Raw genomic sequence first — 21,624 nt, 5'->3', positions numbered from 1 at the left:
ATGAAATTCTTAAGATATGTTTCTTGCGCGGTCGCGGCTCTGGCTTTGTTCGCATGCCAGGAAGTCGAGAAGACCTGCGCCGTGGCACCCGATGCGGTCGTCGCGCCCGTTTTGGACGAGCATTCCGACATCCTCGTCGATGCCGACAATTTGTCGTCGGAGGTCACTTTCACGTGGCGTGCCGCCGATTACGGTTATCCCGCCGCCGTGGCTTATGCGCTCTACTGCGTCTACGGCGAGGAGGAGCCTTATCAGGTAGGCGAATCCGCCTCCACTTCCTACACCCTGAGCAAGGAGACGCTCAACAACGCGTTGGTCAACAGCAAGGGGCTGAACGTGCCTGCCGACGAGACTTCCACGGTCTTCTTCTATGTCGAGTCGTCGATTTCGACCGCCCAGGAGAGCGCCTATACCAAGAAGTCGAACGTCATCGGGCTCGACATCACCACCGTCAAGTCGACTTCCGCGCCTTGGATCCGCCGGCCGCTCTATGTGCCGGGCGGGCATCAGGGGTGGTCGCCTGCGACGGCTCCCGTGCTGTGGGAGACGGCCGAGAACAGCGATGTTTACGAGGGCCCGGTCTACCTGGTTCCGGCCGGTGCTGCGGCCGCAGTCTGCGAGTTCAAGTTTACCGACACCCCGGGATGGGACGGCGGCAACTTCGGCAACAGTCTCGATGCGCTCGGGAACAGCGGCGGGTCGGGCAACCTGAGCGTGGCGCCCGGTACCTACTGGGTCAAGGTGACCCTCACTTCCGACCACTCGACCGGAAGCGCCAAGCTGACCCCGATTACCGCCATCAGCGTCATAGGGGCGTACAACAGCTGGGGCGATAACGATGTCGAGATGACGCTCGCCGGACTGCCCGCCGCACCCGTGGATGCTAAAGACCCCGGGTATCCGGCTTATGAGGCTGCGCACAACGCCGCCGTCAACGCTCAGATTTGGGAGTGCACGATTCCTGCTTTCACGGGCGGCGAATTCAAGTTCCGTCTGGATCACGCCTGGGACCAGAGCTGGGGCGGTGCCAACCTGGAGCACCTCGATTTCAACGGCGGCAATTGCTCGACCGATCTGATGGGCAGCGTGCGTTTCGCTATCGACTTCCACGGCGACATCGCCGCGTTGGCCGAGGACGCCACCAACCCGTCGCCCATATCGGCTACCGTAGCGAAAGTCGAATAGCCATCGGCCGGGCCGGCGGCGGCTTGAGTTGCCGCCGGCCTTCGAAACCTTAAAACATAGTGAATATTATGAAAATTCTGAAATATTTCTTGTCGGCCGCAGCGTTGCTTTCGTTGGCCGCGGCTTGCAGCCACGACCCCGAGGAGATGACCGTTTCGTCGGCCGATCCTGCCATCGCTCAACATAGCGATGTGATGGTCAACAATGTTACCGTGGACGAGACTTTTACCTTGGTGTGGTCGGCCGCCAAATTCGGCGCCCCTGTCGAGGTCGAATATGCCGTTGCCGCCAAGTTGGGCGCCGGCGAGTATGTTGCGCTGGGTACTACCGGGAATTGTTTCTTCTCGACGACCAATGCCGCGTTGTTCGAAGCCCTGGGCATTGCGTTGACGGGTTCCTACGACGTGACGTTCAGCGTCGAGGCCGTTTCGGCCGCGGGGGATGTCCGTGCGGCCCAGCCCCGCGTCGTGCGTTTCGTCTACGATAAGAAGGCTTACCTGCATCTGATCGGTTCTTATAGTAATTGGGCTACCGGTATGGGGACCATGTCGCGTCTCTTGCAGGGCGAGGACGGCGTTTTCCGCGGGTTCGTCTTCTTCCCCGCCGACGGCGAGTTCAAATTCGCGTCGCAGCCCGATTGGGACGGCACCAATTACGGTGCAGGCGAAGAAGCCGGTACGATTTCGACCGACGGGGGCGCCAAGAACATTTCCGCCGCCGCCAACCTCTACTACGTCACGGCCGACATCGGCCAGCTGGTTTTTACGATGGAGCCGGTAACGGTTTCGCTGGCGCTCGGCGACCATGAGGAAAAGATGGTCTACAATGTTGCCGACAAAACTTGGGTTGCTTTCGCCGACGTAAAGGAGGGCGACAGCTATACGCTCAAGTTCGACGGTGTCGGCGACCTTGTGCTCGGCGGTGCCGAGAAAGACCTCGAACTGGGCGGCGCGGCTCTCGCGACGCCTGCCGGAGGGATCGTCAGCTTCAAGTTGTCGATTTTCGACTATCCTTATTCGGTCGCTGTGGGCGAAGTAGTCGAGGACGACAAGAAACTCTACGTGGCCCACTCGGTCAACGAGTGGAATTACTTCGAGGCTCCGGCGCTCACGCTCCTCGAAGCCGGCAAGTTCTACGGGCTGATGAACTTCATCGGTGCAACGTCGCCCCAGGTGTTGCTTGCCCGGTTGCAGTCGCCGCTGGGTACGCAGTATGGCGGTACGGCTGCTGCGCTGAAGGCTTTTACCGGCGGTGCCGCAGCTGCGCCGATCGCCGCCCAGGCCGGTCTGCGCTATTATGCCGCCGACCTTTCGGGCGAACCTAAAGTGTTGTATGACACTGAAATTACCGCTGCCGCCGTCTTGCCCAATGGGGCCGATGCTCCCTTCGAAATGACGGCCGACGGCGCAGGCAAATGGACGCTGACCCACGATTTCGCTAAGTCGGGCAAGATTTCGATCTTGCTCAACGGCGGCACCATCGAGTGCGGCGGTACGGAGTATCCCGCCGTGTTGGGCGGCAGCTGCGGCAACCTGGCGCTCGACGGGGCTGCGCTCAATATGACCAAGGGCGAACATACGCTCGTGCTCGACCTCTCGGGCGCAGTCATGACCCTTGGGATCGACGGCGAGATCGCCGATTTGCAGCTTTATCCCGAAACCCTCGGCGTGACGGGCGACTTCGGCGACATCAACTGGAAACCCGAGGTCGCACCGCAGTTGCAGGGCAACATCGAGACCGGCAAATATAAGGGCTATGTTTCGATGTATGGTCTGACCCATGGTTTCAAGTTTACCTACGGAAGCACTTGGGTTCCCGGCCAGGCTGTCGAGGGCGTTGAAAACGAGTTCACGCTCGGTGCAGGCGACAACATGATGATCGCCGACGGTCTTTACTGTTGGGATGTCGACCTCGACGCCATGACCGCCAAAGCTACGCCGCTCACTAAAGTCGGCCTGATCGGCGATGGTGTCGGCGGCTGGGACGATGACCATGCGGTGTTGGTGCGCGACGCTACGGACGGTCTCTATAAGGCAGCCGGCGTCGTATGCCCGGGCGGTGAGTTCAAGATCCGCTTCAACGGCGGCTGGGACTACAGCCTCGGCGGCACGGCGGAGAATTTGATCGACAACGCCGGCAACATGCCTATCGCTGCCGGCACCTACGACTTCACGCTCGACCTGACCCACACGCCTTACAAACTGACCATGACGACAACGGCCGAATAGGCATGCCGTCTCCTTGACCGGCGTGCCTTGACCGGCACGCCGGTTTCTAATGTTCCTAAAACTGCAAACCATGTTTTTCAGCAAATTCTTCCGACTTTTCCTTGCTGCGGCCCTGCTGTGGACGGGCGCTTGTTCTTCCGATCCCGACGCTCCGGTTCCGGTAGGCCCCTGTCCGGGCAATCCGGATGTCGTCGATCGGGTGTCGCAGTATGAGGCCCGGCCTTTCGACGGCGAGAAGCGCGCCGGAGTCTTCTACCAGATTTACGTCCGTTCGTTCGCCGACAGCAACGGCGACGGCATCGGCGACTTGAACGGCGTCACGGCCAAATTAGATTACCTCGACGATCTGGGCGTCGCCGGCATCTGGCTGCTGCCCATTTACACTTGCGATTCCGAGCATGGTTACGACGTCATCGACTACAAGGCCGTCAACCCCGACTACGGTACTTTGACCGACCTCGAAAATCTCGTCGCCGAGGCCCACAAGCGCAAGATCCGCGTCATCCTCGACTTCGTGCCCAACCACACCTCGCATTATTGCCCGTGGTTCCTCGAAGCCTGCAAGAGCGAGACGAATCCCTACCGCAGTTTCTACCACTTTTCCCAGACCGAAACGCCGGGGTGGATCGCCGTGCCGTCGGGTACGACCGGCTGGTTCTATCAGGGCGTTTTCGACCGGTCGATGCCCGATCTCAACTACGGCCCTGCCGCTTCGTGCGAACAGAGCGGGGCGTTCCGCGCCTTGACCGACGCTGCCGAATTCTGGATCGACAAGGGGGTCGACGGCTTCCGCCTCGACGCCGTGAAACATATCTATGATAGCGAGATTTCGGCCGAGAATCCCACTTGGCTCGGCAAGTTCTATACCGATGTCAATGCTTATTTCCAAGGCAAGTCCCAGCTCGGTTTCGAGGATGTCTACATGGTAGGGGAGTGTTGGCTGGCCACCGACCAGATGGCCGAATATTACAAGGGCCTGCCTGCGTTGTTCGACTTTACCGCTTGGCAGGATCGTCTGCTCTACGCCATTCAGAACGACCATGCCAAATGGTTCCCCAAGGACATGATCGCCGAGCGCGAGGTTTTTGCGGCCAAGCGCGCCGACTTCATCCAGGCTACCAAATTGTCCAACCATGACGAAAACCGCGCCCGCACGGCGGTCGGCGGTTCGCATTCCGTGTCGCTCGAGCGCTGCAAGATCGCGGCGGCCGTGTTGTTGACTTCCGTCGGGTCGCCCTACGTTTACTATGGCGAGGAACTCGGCTTCTTCGGCGACAAGAGCGACAAGGACGGCGACCGCAACGTGCGCGAACCGATGCTTTGGAAGCCCAAGGCCGAGGATGCGGAGCGCCCGACGTGGATCACATCGAAACTCAATACCGATTTGGGTGTCGGCAGTGTCGCCGTGCAGGCCGAGAACGTCGCGTCGCTCTACAACGTCTACCGCAAGTTCTTGCGTCTGCGCAATACCTATTCCGCCTTGGCCGGGGGAACGATCGAGCTGCCCGAGTGGTTCGACGATGAGGAGAGCCGCGACAAGCACATCATGGCGTTTTACCGTATTGCCGGCAGCGAGAAGTTGTTGGTCGTGCACAACGTTTCCAACACGTCGTGTTCCTATGCTTTCGAGGGGGCCGTCGACGCGCCCGTCGCCAACATGAACGGAGCCACGATTTCCTCGCAGGGTGCCCGGCATACGCTCGATATGCCGCCTTATTCTTCGATTATTCTTGAGATGAAATCCTTATGAAACGGCTTTTCCTCTTTCTGTCGGTCGCCGCTCTGTTGAGCGGTTGCCGTACACGGGTTTTTCCCGAGTTGCCCGCTGTCGGCAACGAGCGGCCCGTCGTGCCGGCGCTCTTGCAGCCCGGCGACAACCGATTGTGGCTTACCGATTACTTTCCTTGTTGGGAGCGGGCCGATTCGGTAACTTCCGCCGCGCTGCGGATCGTTCCGGCCGCCGATGACTGGTCGGAATTCGTCGTAACGGCTCCCCAGGGGGCTTTCGCCGCGTCGTTCGAGGCCTGGTGCGACGGTCGCCGGCTCTCCGTGGCGGCTCTCGGCGGCGAGCGCAAAGCCGCAGCATGGGCTTTCTCCGAGAGTTGCCGCGGGCATGAAGTCTTCGTCCGCACGTCGCAGAAACCGTTGCAGGTCGTTGCTTTGTGGCAGAATTGCCGGTTACCCGAACATTATGTTTCGGTCGGCGACAACGGCATTTCGGTCATCGTTCCCGGCGATGCCGCCAGGGTGCGGCGTTCGTGGCTGCGACTTTTCGCTGCCTCCGACGACGCGCGGTTCAACGATCTGCTCGTGCCGCTCGAAAACGGCGCTCCCGTGCTCGACGTCTCGCGGCTCGATCGCCATGACAAGCAGGCTCAAGTGCTCTATTCATTGATGATCGACCGTTTCGAGAACGGCGACCTTTCCAACGACCGGCCCTTGAACCGGCCCGACGTACTGCCGCAGGTCGACTATCAGGGCGGCGACCTGCAAGGCATCGCCCGGCGCATCGAGCAGGGTTTCTTCGATTCGCTCGGCATTACCACGATCTGGATTTCGCCCGTCACGCAGAATCCGCGCGACGCGTGGGGTCTCAACAAGGAGCCGTTTACCCGTTTCTCGGGTTATCACGGTTATTGGCCCATCCATACCACCCGGGTCGACGACCGCTTCGGCACGCCCGAGGATTTGCACGCCTTGCTTGCTACGGCTCATGCCCATGGCATGAATGTCATCCTCGACTACGTGGCCAACCATCTGCACATCCATGCGCCCGTCTTGCAGGCTCATCCCGACTGGGTAACGCCGCTTGATTTGCCCGACGGACGCAAGAATCTGGAGTTGTGGGACGAACAGCGTCTGACCACCTGGTTCGACGAACACATCCCTTCGCTCGACCTCCAGCGGCCCGAGGTGTGCGGCCCGATGACCGATTCCGCGCTCTATTGGGTGGCCGAGTTCGACCTCGACGGCTTCCGCCACGACGCCTGCAAGCATATTCCCGAGAATTACTGGCGTATGCTTACCCGCAAGATGAAGACGCGCTTCCCCGACCGCGATCTGTGGCAGATCGGCGAGACCTACGGGTCGCCTGAGTTGATCGGCTCCTATGTCAAGAGCGGCATGATCGACGCGCAGTTCGATTTCAATGTCTACCATACGGCGCTCGATGTCTTGACTTGCGGACGTCCGCTCCGCGATCTGGCCGCCGTGGTCGACGAGTCGCTCGCGGCCTACGGCGCCCACCATACCATGGGCAACATCACGGGCAACCACGACAAGGCCCGGTTGATTTCGCTGGCCGGCGGGGCCGTCTCGCCCGGCGAGGATCACAAGGCCGCCGGATGGAAACGCCATATCGGCGTGGGCGATCCGGTGGGTTACCGCAAGCTGGCTCTGATCCAGGCCCTGAACTGCACCGTTCCCGGCGTGCCCTGCATCTACCAGGGCGATGAGTACGGCGAGCCGGGCGCCAACGACCCCGACAACCGGCGAATGATGCGTTTCGACGGCTACTCTCCCCGCGAGCAGGCGCAGAAGGAGCTGACATGCACCCTGACCCGTCTGCGCCGTTCGTCCATGCCGCTTCTCTACGGCGACATGACCACGCTCGCTCTGACCGATCGGGTGTGGGTCTTTGCCCGCGTCTACATGGGCGACTGGGTCATCGTGGCGCTCAACACGGGCGATCGTCCGCAGCAGGTCGAGTGCGATCTGCCTGCCGCGATGGGCGAAAATCAAAAATTTAAAGCTAACTTTGGGGCCGAATTCGGCTTCCGGCCCGACGGGCGGCTCTTCGTGGAGCTGGCGCCCGCAGATTTCGAAATACTGACCAAAACCGAATAAACCAATGAAACGGATTTTCAATCTTGCTTCCCGCTTCGGCACCCTGACGGTGCTGGGCATCGTTCTTTTGCTGGCTTCGGCGTCGTGCTCCCGCCGGGCCGCCACCCAGGCTCACGCCGACTGGACTTACGATGCCGTACTCTACGAGATGAACGTGCGCCAGTTCACGCCCGAGGGTACGTTCGCCGCCGCCGCGCAGCAGCTGCCCCGCCTGCGCGACCTGGGCGTCGACATCGTGTGGCTCATGCCGATCCATCCCATCGGCGAGAAGGGCCGCAAGGGTTCGCTGGGTTCCTACTATGCGATCCGCGATTATATGGACGTCAACCCCGAGATGGGCACGATGGCCGATTTCGAGCAGTTTCTCGACCGCGCCCACGAGCTGGGGCTGCGCGTGATTCTCGATTATGTGGCCAACCACACTTCGCCCGATGCCGCCTGGGTTACCGAGCGGCCGGCCGAATGGTACGTGCGCGATTCGACGGGCGCCCCCGCCGTGCAGTACGACTGGACGGACATCGCCAAGCTCAATTACGAAACTCCGGGCGTGCGCGATGCCATGCTCGACGTGCTGACGTTCTGGGTAGGCAAGGGTGTCGACGGCTTCCGCTGCGACGTGGCCATGGAGGTGCCGCATGATTATTGGGAATATGCTTTCGCGCAGATCCGTGCTATCCGGCCCGACCTCTTCCTGCTGGCCGAGGCCGAGGGGCCGCAGTTCCATGCCGACGGGTTCGACGCCACCTACGCTTGGGATTTGCACCACGTGTTGAACGACATCGCGCAGGGCAAGAAGTCGGCGGCCGATCTTCGGGTGCTGCTGGCTAAGTACGGCGAGGAGTTTCCCGCCTCGGCCTACCGCATGATGTTTACCTCCAACCATGATGAGAATTCGTGGAACGGCACCGAGTTCGAGCGCATGGGCGATGCCGCCGCGACAATGGCCGCCTTGACCTATGTGCTGCCCCAGAGCCTGCCGTTGATCTATACGGGGCAGGAGATCGGCTACGACCATCGCTTCGCTTTCTTCGAGAAAGACCCCGTTCCGGCCTGGGAGCCGAACGAATGGTCGGAGTTCTACAAGCGGCTCAATGCGCTGCGTCACGCCAATCCTGCGTTGGCCGGCGGCGAGCGGGGCGGCGAAATGACCTATATGGGCGGCGCCGTCGCCGATGTGATGGCTTTCACGCGCACGGCGGGCGACAACAAGGTCGTGTGTCTGTTCAACCTTTCGGGCAGCCCGCAGGCCGTGATTCCGACTGTCGAGGTCGGCGGCGATTTCATCGACGCCATGACCGGCGAGCCGCATCCGATCGTGCCCGGCGAGGAGTTCTCGCTCGGCCCGTGGGAATACCTTATTTTAATTAATAATTGATAGTGAATAATGAATAGTTGTTTTGTGCGCAGAACGCGCAATGCGATCATTCATCATTAACTATTGACGATTCATTGCTTTATGTTGCATCCCGATTGGAGTTATCGTGCCGTAATTTATGAGTTGAACGTGCGTCAGTTGACGCCCGAGGGGACTTTGCGCGCCGCCGCTTCGCGGCTTGCGTTTTTGCGCGATCTGGGTGTCGACGCCGTGTGGCTCATGCCCGTTTACCCGATCGGCATCGAGGGCCGCAAAGGGTCGTTGGGGTCTTATTATTCGATTCGAGATTACTGCGCCGTCAACCCCGAGCTGGGGTCGATGGAGGATTTCGATGCGTTTGTCGCCGAGGCGCACCGCCTGGGGTTGAAGGTGTTGCTCGACTGGGTGGCCAACCATACCGCCCGCGATGCCCGGTGGATCGCGGAGCACCCCGATTTCTACGTCTACGACAGCGAGGGGCGCCCCGCCGTGCCTTGGGACTGGACCGATACGGCCAAGCTCGACTACGCCAATCCCGCCGTGTGGGATGCGCAGGTCGAAGCCATGGAGTTCTGGGTGTGCGACCATGCCGTCGACGGTTTCCGGTGCGACATGGCGATGTTGGTGCCCGTCGAGTTCTGGAATGCCGCCGTGCGGCGTCTCAAGCGCGTGAACCCCGACCTCTTCATGCTCGCCGAGGCCGAGGAGACCAATCTTTTCGACGAGGGGGCTTTCGACGCTTGCTATGCGTGGGAGATGCACCATCTGATGGTCGACGTCGCGCAGCAGCGCAGGCGCGTTACCGCCTTGCGCGATTACATCTATGCCGATCGCGAGCGTTATCCCCGTTCGGCTATGCGCCTGGCGTTTACCTCCAACCACGATGAGAATTCGTGGAGCGGTTCGGAGTTCGAGCGTCTGGGCGATGCCCGCGAGGCGATGGCCGTCTTCTCGTTCGTTGTGCCGCGCGGCCTGCCCCTGATCTATACCGGGCAGGAGGTGGGCTACGACCATTCGTTCGCTTTCTTCGACCGCGATCCCATCCCGGCTTACGAGTTGAACGACTTCACGTGTTTTTACCGGCGCCTTACCCGTCTGCGGCACGAAAATGCTGCGCTGGCCGCCGGCGAGCAGGGCGCGGAGATGATCGAGATACGCAATAACGCCGAGGATTGCCTGATGATCGCCGTGCGCGAGATTTCCGACAATCGCGTGATCGCCATCATGAATCTTTCGCCCTATGCCATCCATGCCGAATACAATACCGGTATCTACGCCGGGCCGTATACCGATGCGATGACCGGGGCCGACTATCGTTTGCCGGAGCGGGTCGTCGAAGACATGGCCCCCTGGAGTTACCGGATTCTGACCCGATAAAATCGTATGAAACCTTTTCGTTTGCTGATTTCTTTTGTTGCTATGGCCGCTTTCTCCTGCAATGTCGTTCCGCAGTTCGACCCGCAGACGGTCGCCGATGCCGGCGGCCGCGTGGCCCATGTCGAGCCGCTGTCGTGGTGGGTCGGCATGCGCACCCCGCTCCAGCTCATGATCCACGGCGACAGCATCGCCGCCTGCGAGGTGCGGATCGAGGGGCCGCAGGGCGTGCGCGTCGTCGGCGTGCACAAGGCCGACAGCCCCGATTACCTCTTTGTCGACGTCGAAGTGGATGCCGCGGCCGATCCCGGCACCCGTTATCTGCTCTTTTCGCGCGGCGACGAGACTTTCAAGCGGCCTTATGATTTTGCGGCGCGGCGCGAGGGTTCCGCGGAGCGCAAAAGTTTCACTACGGCCGACATGATCTATTTGTTGATGCCCGACCGTTTTGCCGACGGCGACCCCGCGATCGACTCGACGCCCGACACGGCCGAGAACCCCGACCGCCGTGCGTTCTTCGGCCGTCACGGCGGCGATTTGCAGGGGATGATCGACCATCTGGACTACATCGCCGGTCTGGGCGCCACAGCCGTGTGGGCTACGCCCTTGCTGCTCGACAACGAGCCGGCTGCGTCGTACCACGGTTATGCCTGCGCCGATTATTATCGCATCGATCCGCGTTTCGGGTCGAACGATCTCTACCGCGACTACGTGGCCGCCTGCCACCGTCATGGGTTGAAGGTTATCATGGATGTGGTCACGAACCATTGCGGCGCCGCCCATTGGTGGATGCAGGATTTGCCGTTCGACGACTGGGTGCACCGCTTCCCCGACTATACGCAGACCAACAACCTCTTTTCTGCCAACATGGATCCCAATGCCTCGCAGTACGATCTGCGGGTGCAGGAGGGCGGGTGGTTCGACCGGATGATGCCTGATATGAACCTCGACAACCCTTTCCTGCTGCGTTATTTCCAGCTGTGGGCCGTGTGGTGGATCGAGTTCGCCGACCTCGACGGATTGCGGGTCGACACCTATCCCTACAACGAGAAGGTGCCTATGAGCGAGTGGTGCGCCGCCGTGCTTGACGAGTATCCGAATCTCAATATCGTGGGCGAGTGCTGGACCTCCGACGTCCCGCAGCTGGCTTATTGGCAGGGCGGCAACCCCAACCGCGACGGCTTCGATTCGCATCTGCCCTCGATCATGGACTTCCCGCTGCGCGATGCCATTTGCGCCGCGCTGCCTTCCGATTCGCTCCGCTGGGGCGAGGGGATGATCCGGGTCTACGGCGCCTTGTCCGATGATTTCGTCTACCACGATCTTTCGCGCATGATGATCTTCGCGGGCAATCACGACACCGAGCGTGTGGCCGATATCGTGCGCGGCGACCTCGGGCGGGCCAAGATCGCCATGACTTTGCTGGCTACCTTGCGCGGCATACCCCAGGTTTTCGCCGGCGACGAGTTGATGTTCCGTTCCGCCGACTTGTCGCAGGGGCACGGCGGTCTGCGCGTCGACTTTCCCGGCGGCTGGGCAGAGGATGCCGTCGATTTGTTCGATCCGGCACAGCGTAAGGGCGCGGCGGCCGAACTCTATGATCATACCGCACGGCTGTTCAACTGGCGCAAGGCCAAACATGTCATCCATTCCGGACGTACGCTCCACTTCGCCGCACGCGATAATACCTATGCTTATTTTCGTTACGACGATACCGATGCCGTGTTCGTATTCATCAACAATTCGCGCGGCCGCAAGCAGGTGCCCTGGTCTCATTATGCCGAGATTACGCAGTCGTTGTCCCGGGAGGGCCGCGATGTGCTCACGGGCGAGACGGTCGAGTTAAGCGATCGTACGGTCGTTGCACCGCGTTCGTCGTTGGTCGTCGAGTTTCGGAGGAATGGCCGCCCGTAAATTCGTCGGTTCTGTTTTTTTGACAAAGCGTCTCGTTGAGGCGCTTTTTTTGCAACATGAATGATATTGCGGTTTTTGCAAAATGCAAGTAAACTTGCTTTTGCGCTCGCTTATTCGTGTCTTTGGCTGCGCCCAAGATACTCGCGCTCGGCAAAATGCAAACGAGTTTGCTTTTGCGCTCGCTTATTCGTATCTTTGTATTATGAAGCGTTTTTTCCTTGCAATATTGTTGTCGTGTGTCTGTGCGACGGCCGATGCCCGCACTTGGCGTGCGGACGAAATCCCCAACGTGCAGGTCGCCGACCGGATGCGTTATGTCTCCGATCCCGACGGCATTCTTCCTGCGGCAGCCGTGTCGCGGCTCGATTCGTTGTGTGCGGCTTTGCGCCGGCAGGGATTGGCCCAGGTGGCTGTCGTGGCCGTCGACGACATTGTCGGCGGCGATCCGTTTTCGTTCGCCATCGAGCTGTTCCGGCGTTGGGGTGTCGGCCGCAAGGAAAACAATAACGGCTTGGGCGTTTTGCTGGTCAAGGATTTGCGCGAAATCCGCTTCGTTACGGGCGGCGGTTTGGAGGGGGTGTTGCCCGATGCCTTGTGCAAACGCATCCAGTTGGATTACATGCTGCCTTATTTTCGCCAGGGCGATTATGGCCGCGGCATGGTGGCCGGTATGGAGGCCGTAGCGCAGGTGTTGCAGGGCGGCGAACTGGAGGCTTCGCCCGAAACGGAGGATGATCTGCCGTTGTGGGCGGTGCTGGCCTTTCTCGGTTTCTTTCTGGGGGCGTTTTTGTTGGCGGGCGTTGTGCTTCATTATCGTAGCAAGCGATGTCCCCGCTGCGGGGCACGGGCCTTGAAGTTGCAGAGCCAGCAGAAACTGGAGTCTACGCGGCGGCACGATCTCATTGAATATACGTTCGTGTGTGCCAAGTGCGGATACACGGTCAAGCGCCGGGCTACGCATTTCAAGGATGGCGGTTTCGGTGGAGGTCTGGGCGGCGGCATGCTTATCGGAGGCAGCGGGCGCGGCTTCGGCGGCGGATCGTTCGGCGGCGGTTTCGGCGGCGGAAGTTTTGGCGGTGGCGGTGCCGGGTCAAGATGGTAAAAACGTGCCGTTGCACGGCGCGGCCGGCGGACTCTTTCTGCCTATGTCTCTGCATGATGTTCGAACGGAATAATTAAATTAAATAGAGAATAATGAAAAAATGGATTTGGATCGCTGTGGCGGTCGTTGCAGCAATTTTCTTGTACGCAACCTACAATGGTTTGGTCAATAAGGAGGAGGGTGTCAATACGGCTTGGGCCCATGTCGAGACGCAGTATCAGCGTCGTGCCGACCTGATCCCCAATTTGGTCAACACGGTCAAGGGGTATGCGGCCCACGAGCGGCAGACGCTCGACGAGGTAACCGAGGCGCGGGCCAAGGCCACGTCGATCAACCTTTCGGTCGACGAGCTGACGCCCGAGAACATGGCCGCTTTCCAACAGGCGCAGGCCGACGTGCGGTCGGCATTGGGGCGTCTGGTTGCAGTGGCCGAGCAATATCCCGACCTCAAGGCCAACCGCAATTTCTTGGAGTTGCAGGCCCAGCTGGAAGGTACCGAAAACCGGATCGCCGTGGCTCGGAAGGATTTCAACGAGGCGGCCCAGCGTTACAATGTGGCCGTGCGGCGCTTCCCGGCCGTGTTGGTCGCCAAATTGTTCGGATTCAGGCAGAAACCCTATTTCGAGGCGGCCGAGGGTGCGGCTGCGGCTCCGCAGGTGCAGTTTTGAGACCGGTTCCGCATATGTTTGCCGCCTGCAACTCGAGTTGCAGGCGGTGTTTTATTTGGCGCCGGCCCTCGGCTGTATGGATTCCGGAGTGCAGTTTTGCGGTAAGCCGAGTGGATTTCGGTGCTTTGCTTTGCGAAAAGCGTTATCTTATCGTTGTTCTGTTCGTGCGGCTGTCGTCTGTCCGGAGTGCGGCTGCGCTTGGGCTTTTTGTGCTGCAAAGGCCGTCAGGATTGCGATTACAATGATTATGACCCACTTTTCCATATCTTTGACATCCATTTAGCTGCTTCGGTTCGGCAAGGTTCAGATCGATTTGGCGTTGCGCTCGACTCTTTGTATTTCGGTTTTACCCGAGATGCTCCCGCTCGGTAGATATGCACGCCAGCTTGCTTTTGCGTTCGACTTCTCGCATCTTCGTCGTGTTTGAATATGTTCTTCCGGTCTTATCTTGTCGACACAAAGATATGTAAAATTATTTATACTTTGCAATACATATTACTTGTTTTTACGGAATTTTTTGATTTTCGATCGATTGCAGAATCAGCTAATGCTTTCTTGTATGATGTCCGTCCTGTAATGTAGGCTTGTCGATGCTTCATCCGAGGTGTTTCTTCTGTTTCCCGATAGGGAGGACGTCGAAATTTTGTTGAAAAAATCGCACGGCAATGCGAGGGTATTTAGCGGAAAAATTCATAATTTTGCAAGATATTGAATAAAATCGCCTTTCCTCGAACATTATGTTGAGCGCTTTATATTATGTTGTGTTGGTGCTGCTGTGCACTATTTTCATGATCGTTTCGGCCCTTGCGTTGGTGGTTTGCTGGCCTTTCGACAAGGCCCGGCGTACGGTGCATGAGTTGTCGCGCGTGCTGGTGCGGATTTTCTTTTTCCTGCCTCCTTTCTGGCGGCAGCGGGTCATCGGTCGCGAGCACATCGACCGGCATAAGAGTTATGTCATCGTGTTGAATCATAATACGGTAGTCGACATTCCGACGTTGTATTGCATTCCGCTCAATTTCCGTTGGGTTTCCAAGCGCGAAGTTTTCCGGGTGCCGTTCTTCGGGCAGTTCCTCGTGTTGCACGGCGACATCTGCATCGACCGCGGCCGGGCGGCCGAGGCCTTGGAGCAGATGGTGCGCAAGGGGTGCGAATGGATCGGCCGCGGTGCTTCGGTGGCAGTTTTTCCCGAGGGTACGCGTTCCAAGGATGGCGAGATCCACCGTTTCAAGACCGGGGCTTTCGCTCTGGCCAAGGAGGCCGGCGTCGAGATTCTGCCCGTGGTGCTCGACGGCACGGCGTCGCTCATCAAGAAGAATTTCATGTTCGACTGGCATAACCGCATTACCGTCCGCGTCCTGCCGCCCGTCTCCGTCGATCGGGTCGCTGCGACCGAGGTGCACGACTTGGCGCAGCAGGTGCACGACAACATGGTCGATGCCTTGGCAGAAATAAGAAATGAAAAATTAAAAATGAAAAATTGATTTCTCCCGCTCCGATCGGTTGCAGAGGGGCGGAGTTTCGATGCTTCATTCTTGATTTTTAATTGGATATTATGGCAGATTTACTCAATAATACGGATTCCGGTGCTTCCTATGGCGATGATGCCATCGTGACCCTTTCGCCGCGTGAGCATATCCGGTTGCGTCCGGGCATGTACATCGGCAAGCTCGGCGACGGTTCGCAGGCCGACGACGGCATTTATGTCCTCATCAAGGAGGTCGTCGACAATTCGGTCGACGAGTTCATCATGGGCGCCGGCCACCAGGTCGACATTACCATCGAGGATCGGGTCGTTACCGTCCGCGACTACGGGCGCGGCATTCCCCTCAAGTCGCTTGCTGCGGCCGTCTCCGAAATGAATACCGGCGGTAAGTACGGCGGTTCGGCTTTCAAGAAGACCGTGGGTCTGAACGGCGTCGGCGTCAAGGCCGTGAACATGCTTTCCAGCGAGTTTACGGCCCGCTCCGTGCGCGACGGCGAGGCCCGCACGGTCTCGTTCGCCAAGGGCCTGGAGCAGAGCGACCGCTGGGAAAGCGGCGTCGACGAGAAAAACGGCACGCTGATCCGTTTCCGGGTCGACGAGGAGGTCTTCGGACACTACGACTACAACCTCGAATACGTCGAGCAGATGGTAAAGAACTATACTTATCTGAACCTCGGCTTGACGTTCAATTTCAATGGCAGCAGCTACGTCTCGAAAAACGGTTTGCTCGATTTGTTGAACGAGAACATGACCGAGGAGCCGTTGTATGCGCCGATCCACCTTTCGGGCGACGACATCGAGGTCGCCATTACCCACGGCACCGGTTACGGCGAAAGCTATTTTTCGTTCGTCAACGGGCAGTATACTTCGCAGGGCGGCACCCACCAGGCGGCATTCCGCGAGGCCATCGCCAAGACCGTCAAGGAGTTCTTCCGCAAGGACTACGACCCTTCGGATATCCGCACGTCGATCATCGCAGCCATTTCGGTCAAGGTAACCGACCCGGTTTTCGAGTCGCAGACCAAGATCAAGTTGGGTTCCAAGGAGGTCGAGCCGGGGGTTTCGATGCGCAACTTCGTCATGGATTTCTTGTCCAAGCACCTCGACGATTATCTGCACAAGCATGCCGAGACGGCGCAGATTCTCCAGAAGAAGATCGTCGAGAACGAGAAGGAGCGCAAGGCCATTTCGGGCATCCAGAAGAAAGCCCGCGAGACGGCCAAAAAGGTGTCGCTCAACAACCGCAAGCTGCGCGACTGCAAGATACACCGCACCGATAAGAGCGAGTTGGCCGAGCGGTCGATGATCTTCATCACGGAGGGTAACTCTGCGTCGGGTTCCATTACCAAGTCGCGCGATGTGCGCACGCAGGCGGTCTTCTCGCTGCGCGGCAAACCGCTCAATTGCTTCGGGTTGACCAAAAAGGTCGTATACGAGAACGAGGAGTTCAACCTCTTGCAGGCCGCGCTCAACATCGAGGAGGAGATGGACAACCTGCGCTACGAGAAGGTCGTCATTGCCACCGATGCCGATGTCGACGGCATGCACATCCGCCTGCTCATCACGACGTTCTTCCTCCAGTTCTTCCCCGACGTCATTCGGCGCGGACACCTTTATATTTTGCAGACGCCGCTGTTCCGCGTGCGCAACAAGAAGGAGACGCACTATTGCTACTCCGAGGAGGAACGGGCAAACGCTCTCAAGCGGTGCGGCGCCAATGCCGAGATCACGCGATTCAAAGGTCTGGGCGAGATTTCGCCCGACGAGTTCCGCGAGTTCATCGGCGAGAACATGCGCCTGGACAAGGTGCGCATTACCAAGGACGACCCGATCCACGACTTGTTGGAATTCTACATGGGCAAGAACACCTTCGAGCGCCAGGGCTTCATCATCGACAACCTGCGCATTGAGGAAGACCTCGTGGAAAACGACTTGGCGTTCAATTGAGAGTGAATAATTAAAAAAAGTAGCCTGTTTATGGCCGATAAAGATAAGATCAACCCCGAAGAGGAATTCGATAAGGAGCGCCCGGTATCCGAGACCGACGGCAGGGCATCCGATGCGCCCGACGACACGCTGACCGACGATATGTCGATCGGCGATGCGGCAACCGACGATAGGGCGGGTGCTGTATTCGAGGGTGCCGATGACGCCGAATCTTCCGATGGCGCCGGGCTTTCCGGCTCTGCCGATTCTGCCGATTCTTCCGACAGCGCCGATGTTGCCGATTCCGCCGCCGGTGCGGTTCGCAGCGGCAAGTACGACCGTCTCACGCAGGAGGAGGGCGGCGTGCGCAAGCTCACGGGCATGTACAAGAACTGGTTCCTCGATTACGCGTCGTATGTCATCCTCGAACGCGCCGTGCCTCATGTCGAGGACGGCCTCAAACCCGTGCAGCGGCGTATCCTCCATGCCATGAAGACCGTCGACGACGGTCGTTACAACAAGGTCGCCAACATCGTCGGCCAGACCATGCAGTACCATCCCCACGGCGACGCGTCGATCAAGGACGCCCTCGTGCAGTTGGGGCAGAAGGAGCTGCTGATCGACTGCCAGGGCAACTGGGGCAACATCCTTACCGGCGACGAGGCCGCCGCAGGCCGTTATATCGAGGCGCGCCTGTCGAAATTCGCTCTCGACGTCGTTTTCAACAAGAAGACCACCGAGTGGATGCGTTCCTACGACGGCCGCAACGAGGAACCCGTCACGCTGCCCATCAAGTTCCCGCTGCTCTTGGCACAGGGGTCGGACGGCATTGCCGTGGGCCTCGCCTCGAAGATTCTGCCCCACAACTTCATCGAGTTGATCGACGCCTGCATCGCTCATCTGGAGGGGCGCGATTTCCAGCTCTATCCCGACTTCCCCACGGGCGGCATGGCCGACGTGAGCCGTTACAACGACGGTCTGCGCGGCGGCGCCGTGAAGGTGCGGGCCAAGATTTCGAAGATCGACAAGCGCACGCTGGCCATTACCGAAATTCCTTATACCACCACCACCGAGTCGATCAAGGAGTCGATCATCAAGGCCAACGAGAAGGGCAAGATCAAGATCCGCAAGGTCGACGACAACACGGCCGACAAGGTCGAGATCGTCATCCAAGTGGCGTCCGACGAGTCGTCCGACAAGACTATCGACGCCCTCTATGCCTTTACCGATTGCGAGGTCTCCATTTCGCCCAACGCCTGCGTCATCTGGGAGGAGAAACCCCACTTCCTCGGGGTCAGGGAGATTCTGCGCCGTTCGGCCGACCACACCAAGTGGTTGTTGGGCCGCGAGTTGGAAATCCGCCTCGGCGAGTTGAACGAGGCGTGGCATGCCGCGTCGCTCGAACGCATCTTCATCGAGAACAAGCTCTACCAGCTCATCGAGGGGTGTAAAACCCGCGAGGAGGCCTATGCCGCCGTCGACAAGGGCTTGGTGCCGTTCAAGAAGCTGTTGCGCCGCGAGGTAACCCTCGACGACGTGCAGCGGCTGACCGAGCTGCGATTCATCCGCATTTCGCGTTACGATTCCGAAAAGGCCGACAACGAAATCAAGCAGATCGAGGAGCAGATCGCCCAAACCAAATACGACCTCGAACACCTCACGGCTTATGCCGTGGCCTACTATCGCCGCATCCTCGAAAAGTACGGCAAAGGGCACGAGCGCCGCACCGAGCTGCGCGAGTTCGATTCGATCGAGGCTACCAAGGTCGCCGTTACCAACGCCAAACTTTACGTCGACCGGGCCGAGGGTTTCTTCGGCATCGGCAAGTCGATGAAAGACGCCGAGTTCGTCTGCGATTGTTCCGACATCGACGATGTGATCGTCTTCACCAAGGACGGCCGCTACGTCATCACCAAGGTGTCGGACAAGGCGTTCTTCGACAAGGGCATCTACTACATCGGCGTCTTCAAGCGCAACGACGAGCGTACGATCTACAACGTCCTCTACCGCGACGGCCGCAACGGCCCGATCCTCATGAAGCGCTGCGCCATCAAGTCCGTCACGCGTGACAAGGAGTACGACATGACCAAGGGCACGCCGCGCAGCGAGATTCTTTATATGTCGGTCAACCCCAACGGCGAGGCCGAGGTGCTGAAGGTTTACTTCAAGCCCCGTCCGCGGCTCAAGAAAGTGATCGTCGACCTCGATTTCTCGACTCTCGCTATCAAGGGGCGTCAGAGCCAGGGTAACCTTTTCTCGCGCTACGGCATCCACAAGATCGTGTTGAAGGAGCGCGGCGTTTCGACGCTCGGCGGCCAGAGCGTCTGGTTCGACGAGGACGTGCGGCGGCTCAACGCCGATGGGCGCGGCAAGCTCTTGGGCGAGTTCAAGGGCGATGACAAACTCATCGTCTGGACGTCGAAGAACCAGTACTACATCACGGGTTACGACCTCGGGCAACACTTTCCCGACGAAACGATCGGGGTGGAGCGTTTCGAATTCGGCCGCGTGTACAGCGTTTGTTACTTCGACCGTGCGCAGGGGTATTACTACATGAAGCGTTTCGCGGCCGAAGCATCCGACAAGATGCAGTTTTTCCTCGACGAGGAGGGCCAGGCCGACTTGACGTGCATTACCGGCTGCGCCGGCTCCAAGTTGGAGATCGTCTACAAGGGGGCGCATGCTTCGCGTCCGGCCGACGAGATCGATGTCGACGAGTTCGTCGGTGTCAAGAGCCATCGCGCCAAGGGCAAGCGCCTGACTACCTACGAGGTCGCCGCCTTGCGGTTCATCGAACCCGAGTTGCCTTCGCAGCCTGAACCTGAACCGGCGGACGAGGAGCCGGAGGTTGCCGGCGCAGGCAGCGACGAGGAATTCGATGCCGCCGCTTCGTCCGTTGAGGATATGGACGTTGCCGGAGGGGCTTCGGTGTCGGAGGAGGTTGCTTTCGAGATCGAACGGCCCGGCGGCGATGCCGAGGAGGCCATCGATCCCGAGCAGTTGGATCTGTTCTGACGTTCGTTGCCATGCCGCTGCTTTTTCTGGTCGGTTACATGGGGTGCGGCAAGAGCACGTTGGCGCGCAAGATCGCGCGGCGGCTCGGCGTCGAGTCCGTCGATACCGATCGCCTGGTCGAGGAGCAGGAGGGTGCCGCCGTGGCGGATATTTTCCGTTACGAGGGCGAGGAGCATTTCCGCCGCATCGAGCGCGAGGCGTTGGAGCGGGTAATCGGCCGGGGCGGCACGCAGGTCGTCTCTACGGGGGGCGGACTCCCCGTGTGGGGCGATAACATGGAGCGCATGAATCGGGCAGGCATGACGGTCTACCTGCGGCGTCCGGCCCGGCAGATCGTGCAGCGGATGTCGCCTTACGGGCGCCGGAAGCGCCCCCGCTTGCAGGGGTTGAACGACGAGGAGCTGGTCGGGTTCATGGCCCGCGACATGATCGAACGCGAGCCGTTCTATGCCCGTGCCCGTCTGACGATCGATTGCGCAACGTTTTCCGACGAGGAACTGGTGGAAATCATATTGGAAAAAGTGAAGAACGAAGAATCGAAATAGAGAACGAGTATTCCGAGGGCCGTCGAAACGTTGCTGCCATGCCGCCGGCCCGTTGTTGTCTCTGCGACCTTAAGGCGGCCGGCCGGGGCTAAAACTCGACATTCCTATTTTACTTTTGACTTATACTATGAACGACGCTCCCATAGGTATCTACGATTCCGGGTTGGGCGGGCTGACCGTCTGGCGCGAGGTGCGGCGCGCGTTGCCCGGCGAGTCGCTCGTCTACTTGGGCGACGGCAAGAACTGCCCCTACGGTTCGCGGCCGCGCGAGGAGATCGTCCGGTTGGCCGATCAGGCGGTCGCGACGCTTGTCGCCCAGGGGTGCAAGATGGTCGTCGTCGCCTGCAATACCGCGACAGCCGCCGCCATCGATTTCCTGCGGGATAAATATGCCGCCTTGCCCATCGTGGGCATGGAGCCGGCCGTGAAACCCGCCTGCCTGGCCACCCGCAGCGGGGTGGTGGGCGTGTTGGCTACCGAGCGGAGTCTCGACGGCGATCTGTTCCGCCGTACAGCCGCCCGTTACGGCAAGGGTATCGAGGTCGTCGCCGTGCCCGGGTCGGGATTCGTCGAGCTGGTCGAAAACGACCTCGAAGCCGCCCCCGAAGCCGAGACGTGCGTGCGCCGGGCCGTCGGGCCGATGTTGGCGCGCGGTGCCGACCAGATCGTGTTGGGGTGCACGCACTATCCGTTCTTGCTGCCCGTGTTGGAGCGTGTCGTTGCGGGGCACGGCGTGACGATCGTCGATCCTTCGCCCGCCGTGGCGCGTCGTGTCGTGCAGTTGCTCGACCGTTTCGGCCTTCGTGCTTCGGCCGATTCGCGTCCCGTTTACTCGTTTCTTACTTTCGCCGACGAAACCTATCGTTTGCGGCTGGAACAGAAAGCCGTGGCAGCGTTCGGTTGATGCGCGCCGCAGATTTCGGACTTGCGACACCCGGAAATCCGAAAATTATTGCTATCTTCGCTCTGTTAAAATCGTGCTTA

The 21,624-nt window shown here is 59.7% G+C and carries 14 protein-coding genes; all 14 read left to right on the top strand.

Annotated features, from left to right (window positions below):
• The 14 genes from QZ298_RS01295 (at position 1) to murI (ending at position 21,544) form a co-directional block, all read left to right on the top strand.
• Complete coding sequence (locus QZ298_RS01295; RefSeq protein WP_296004876.1) at positions 1-1,185, top strand: SusE domain-containing protein; 1,185 nt, start codon at positions 1-3, stop codon at positions 1,183-1,185.
• 68 nt (positions 1,186-1,253) lie between these two features.
• Positions 1,254-3,413, top strand: a complete 2,160-nt coding sequence (locus tag QZ298_RS01290) for a hypothetical protein (protein ID WP_296004874.1) — start codon at positions 1,254-1,256, stop codon at positions 3,411-3,413.
• A gap of 70 nt (positions 3,414-3,483) precedes the next feature.
• Positions 3,484-5,163 (top strand): alpha-amylase family glycosyl hydrolase, encoded by a 1,680-nt coding sequence (locus QZ298_RS01285; RefSeq protein ID WP_296004872.1) that lies wholly within the window; start codon positions 3,484-3,486, stop codon positions 5,161-5,163.
• Complete coding sequence (locus tag QZ298_RS01280; protein WP_296004870.1) at positions 5,160-7,259, top strand: alpha-amylase family glycosyl hydrolase; 2,100 nt, start codon at positions 5,160-5,162, stop codon at positions 7,257-7,259. The genes QZ298_RS01285 and QZ298_RS01280 overlap by 4 nt, the downstream gene beginning before the upstream one ends.
• 4 nt (positions 7,260-7,263) lie before the next feature.
• Positions 7,264-8,634, top strand: a complete 1,371-nt coding sequence (locus tag QZ298_RS01275) for an alpha-amylase family glycosyl hydrolase (protein ID WP_296004868.1) — start codon at positions 7,264-7,266, stop codon at positions 8,632-8,634.
• Positions 8,635-8,715: 81 nt separating this feature from the next.
• The gene (locus QZ298_RS01270) at positions 8,716-9,990 is read left to right on the top strand and encodes an alpha-amylase family glycosyl hydrolase (RefSeq protein ID WP_296004867.1); all 1,275 of its coding nucleotides are present in this window, start codon (positions 8,716-8,718) and stop codon (positions 9,988-9,990) included.
• A gap of 6 nt (positions 9,991-9,996) precedes the next feature.
• Positions 9,997-11,901: a glycoside hydrolase family 13 protein gene (locus QZ298_RS01265; RefSeq protein ID WP_296004865.1), complete on the top strand. Its 1,905-nt coding sequence runs from the start codon at positions 9,997-9,999 to the stop codon at positions 11,899-11,901.
• Between the two features lie 202 nt (positions 11,902-12,103).
• Entirely contained in the window at positions 12,104-13,003 is a 900-nt protein-coding gene (locus QZ298_RS01260; protein ID WP_296004863.1) for a YgcG family protein, read from the top strand.
• A 92-nt stretch (positions 13,004-13,095) separates the two neighbouring features.
• Positions 13,096-13,671 carry a LemA family protein gene (locus QZ298_RS01255; protein WP_296004861.1) on the top strand — a complete coding sequence of 192 codons (576 nt, stop codon included), beginning with the start codon at positions 13,096-13,098 and terminating at the stop codon, positions 13,669-13,671.
• Between the two features lie 737 nt (positions 13,672-14,408).
• The gene (locus QZ298_RS01250; protein ID WP_296004859.1) at positions 14,409-15,152 is read left to right on the top strand and encodes a 1-acyl-sn-glycerol-3-phosphate acyltransferase; all 744 of its coding nucleotides are present in this window, start codon (positions 14,409-14,411) and stop codon (positions 15,150-15,152) included.
• 71 nt (positions 15,153-15,223) lie between these two features.
• A complete protein-coding gene (locus tag QZ298_RS01245) occupies positions 15,224-17,101 on the top strand; it encodes a DNA topoisomerase IV subunit B (protein ID WP_296004858.1) in 1,878 nt (625 codons plus the stop codon).
• 30 nt (positions 17,102-17,131) lie between these two features.
• Complete coding sequence (locus tag QZ298_RS01240) at positions 17,132-20,095, top strand: DNA gyrase/topoisomerase IV subunit A (protein WP_296004856.1); 2,964 nt, start codon at positions 17,132-17,134, stop codon at positions 20,093-20,095.
• Between the two features lie 11 nt (positions 20,096-20,106).
• Positions 20,107-20,640 (top strand): shikimate kinase, encoded by a 534-nt coding sequence (locus tag QZ298_RS01235; RefSeq protein ID WP_296004854.1) that lies wholly within the window; start codon positions 20,107-20,109, stop codon positions 20,638-20,640.
• A gap of 127 nt (positions 20,641-20,767) precedes the next feature.
• The gene (gene murI, locus QZ298_RS01230) at positions 20,768-21,544 is read left to right on the top strand and encodes a glutamate racemase (protein WP_296004852.1); all 777 of its coding nucleotides are present in this window, start codon (positions 20,768-20,770) and stop codon (positions 21,542-21,544) included.
• The last annotated feature ends 80 nt before the right edge of the window (positions 21,545-21,624 follow it).

This window comes from uncultured Alistipes sp. (genome assembly GCF_910580175.1).
Taxonomy (GTDB): Bacteria; Bacteroidota; Bacteroidia; order Bacteroidales; family Rikenellaceae; genus Alistipes.
This window is presented reverse-complemented; position numbering and strand designations above follow the sequence as displayed.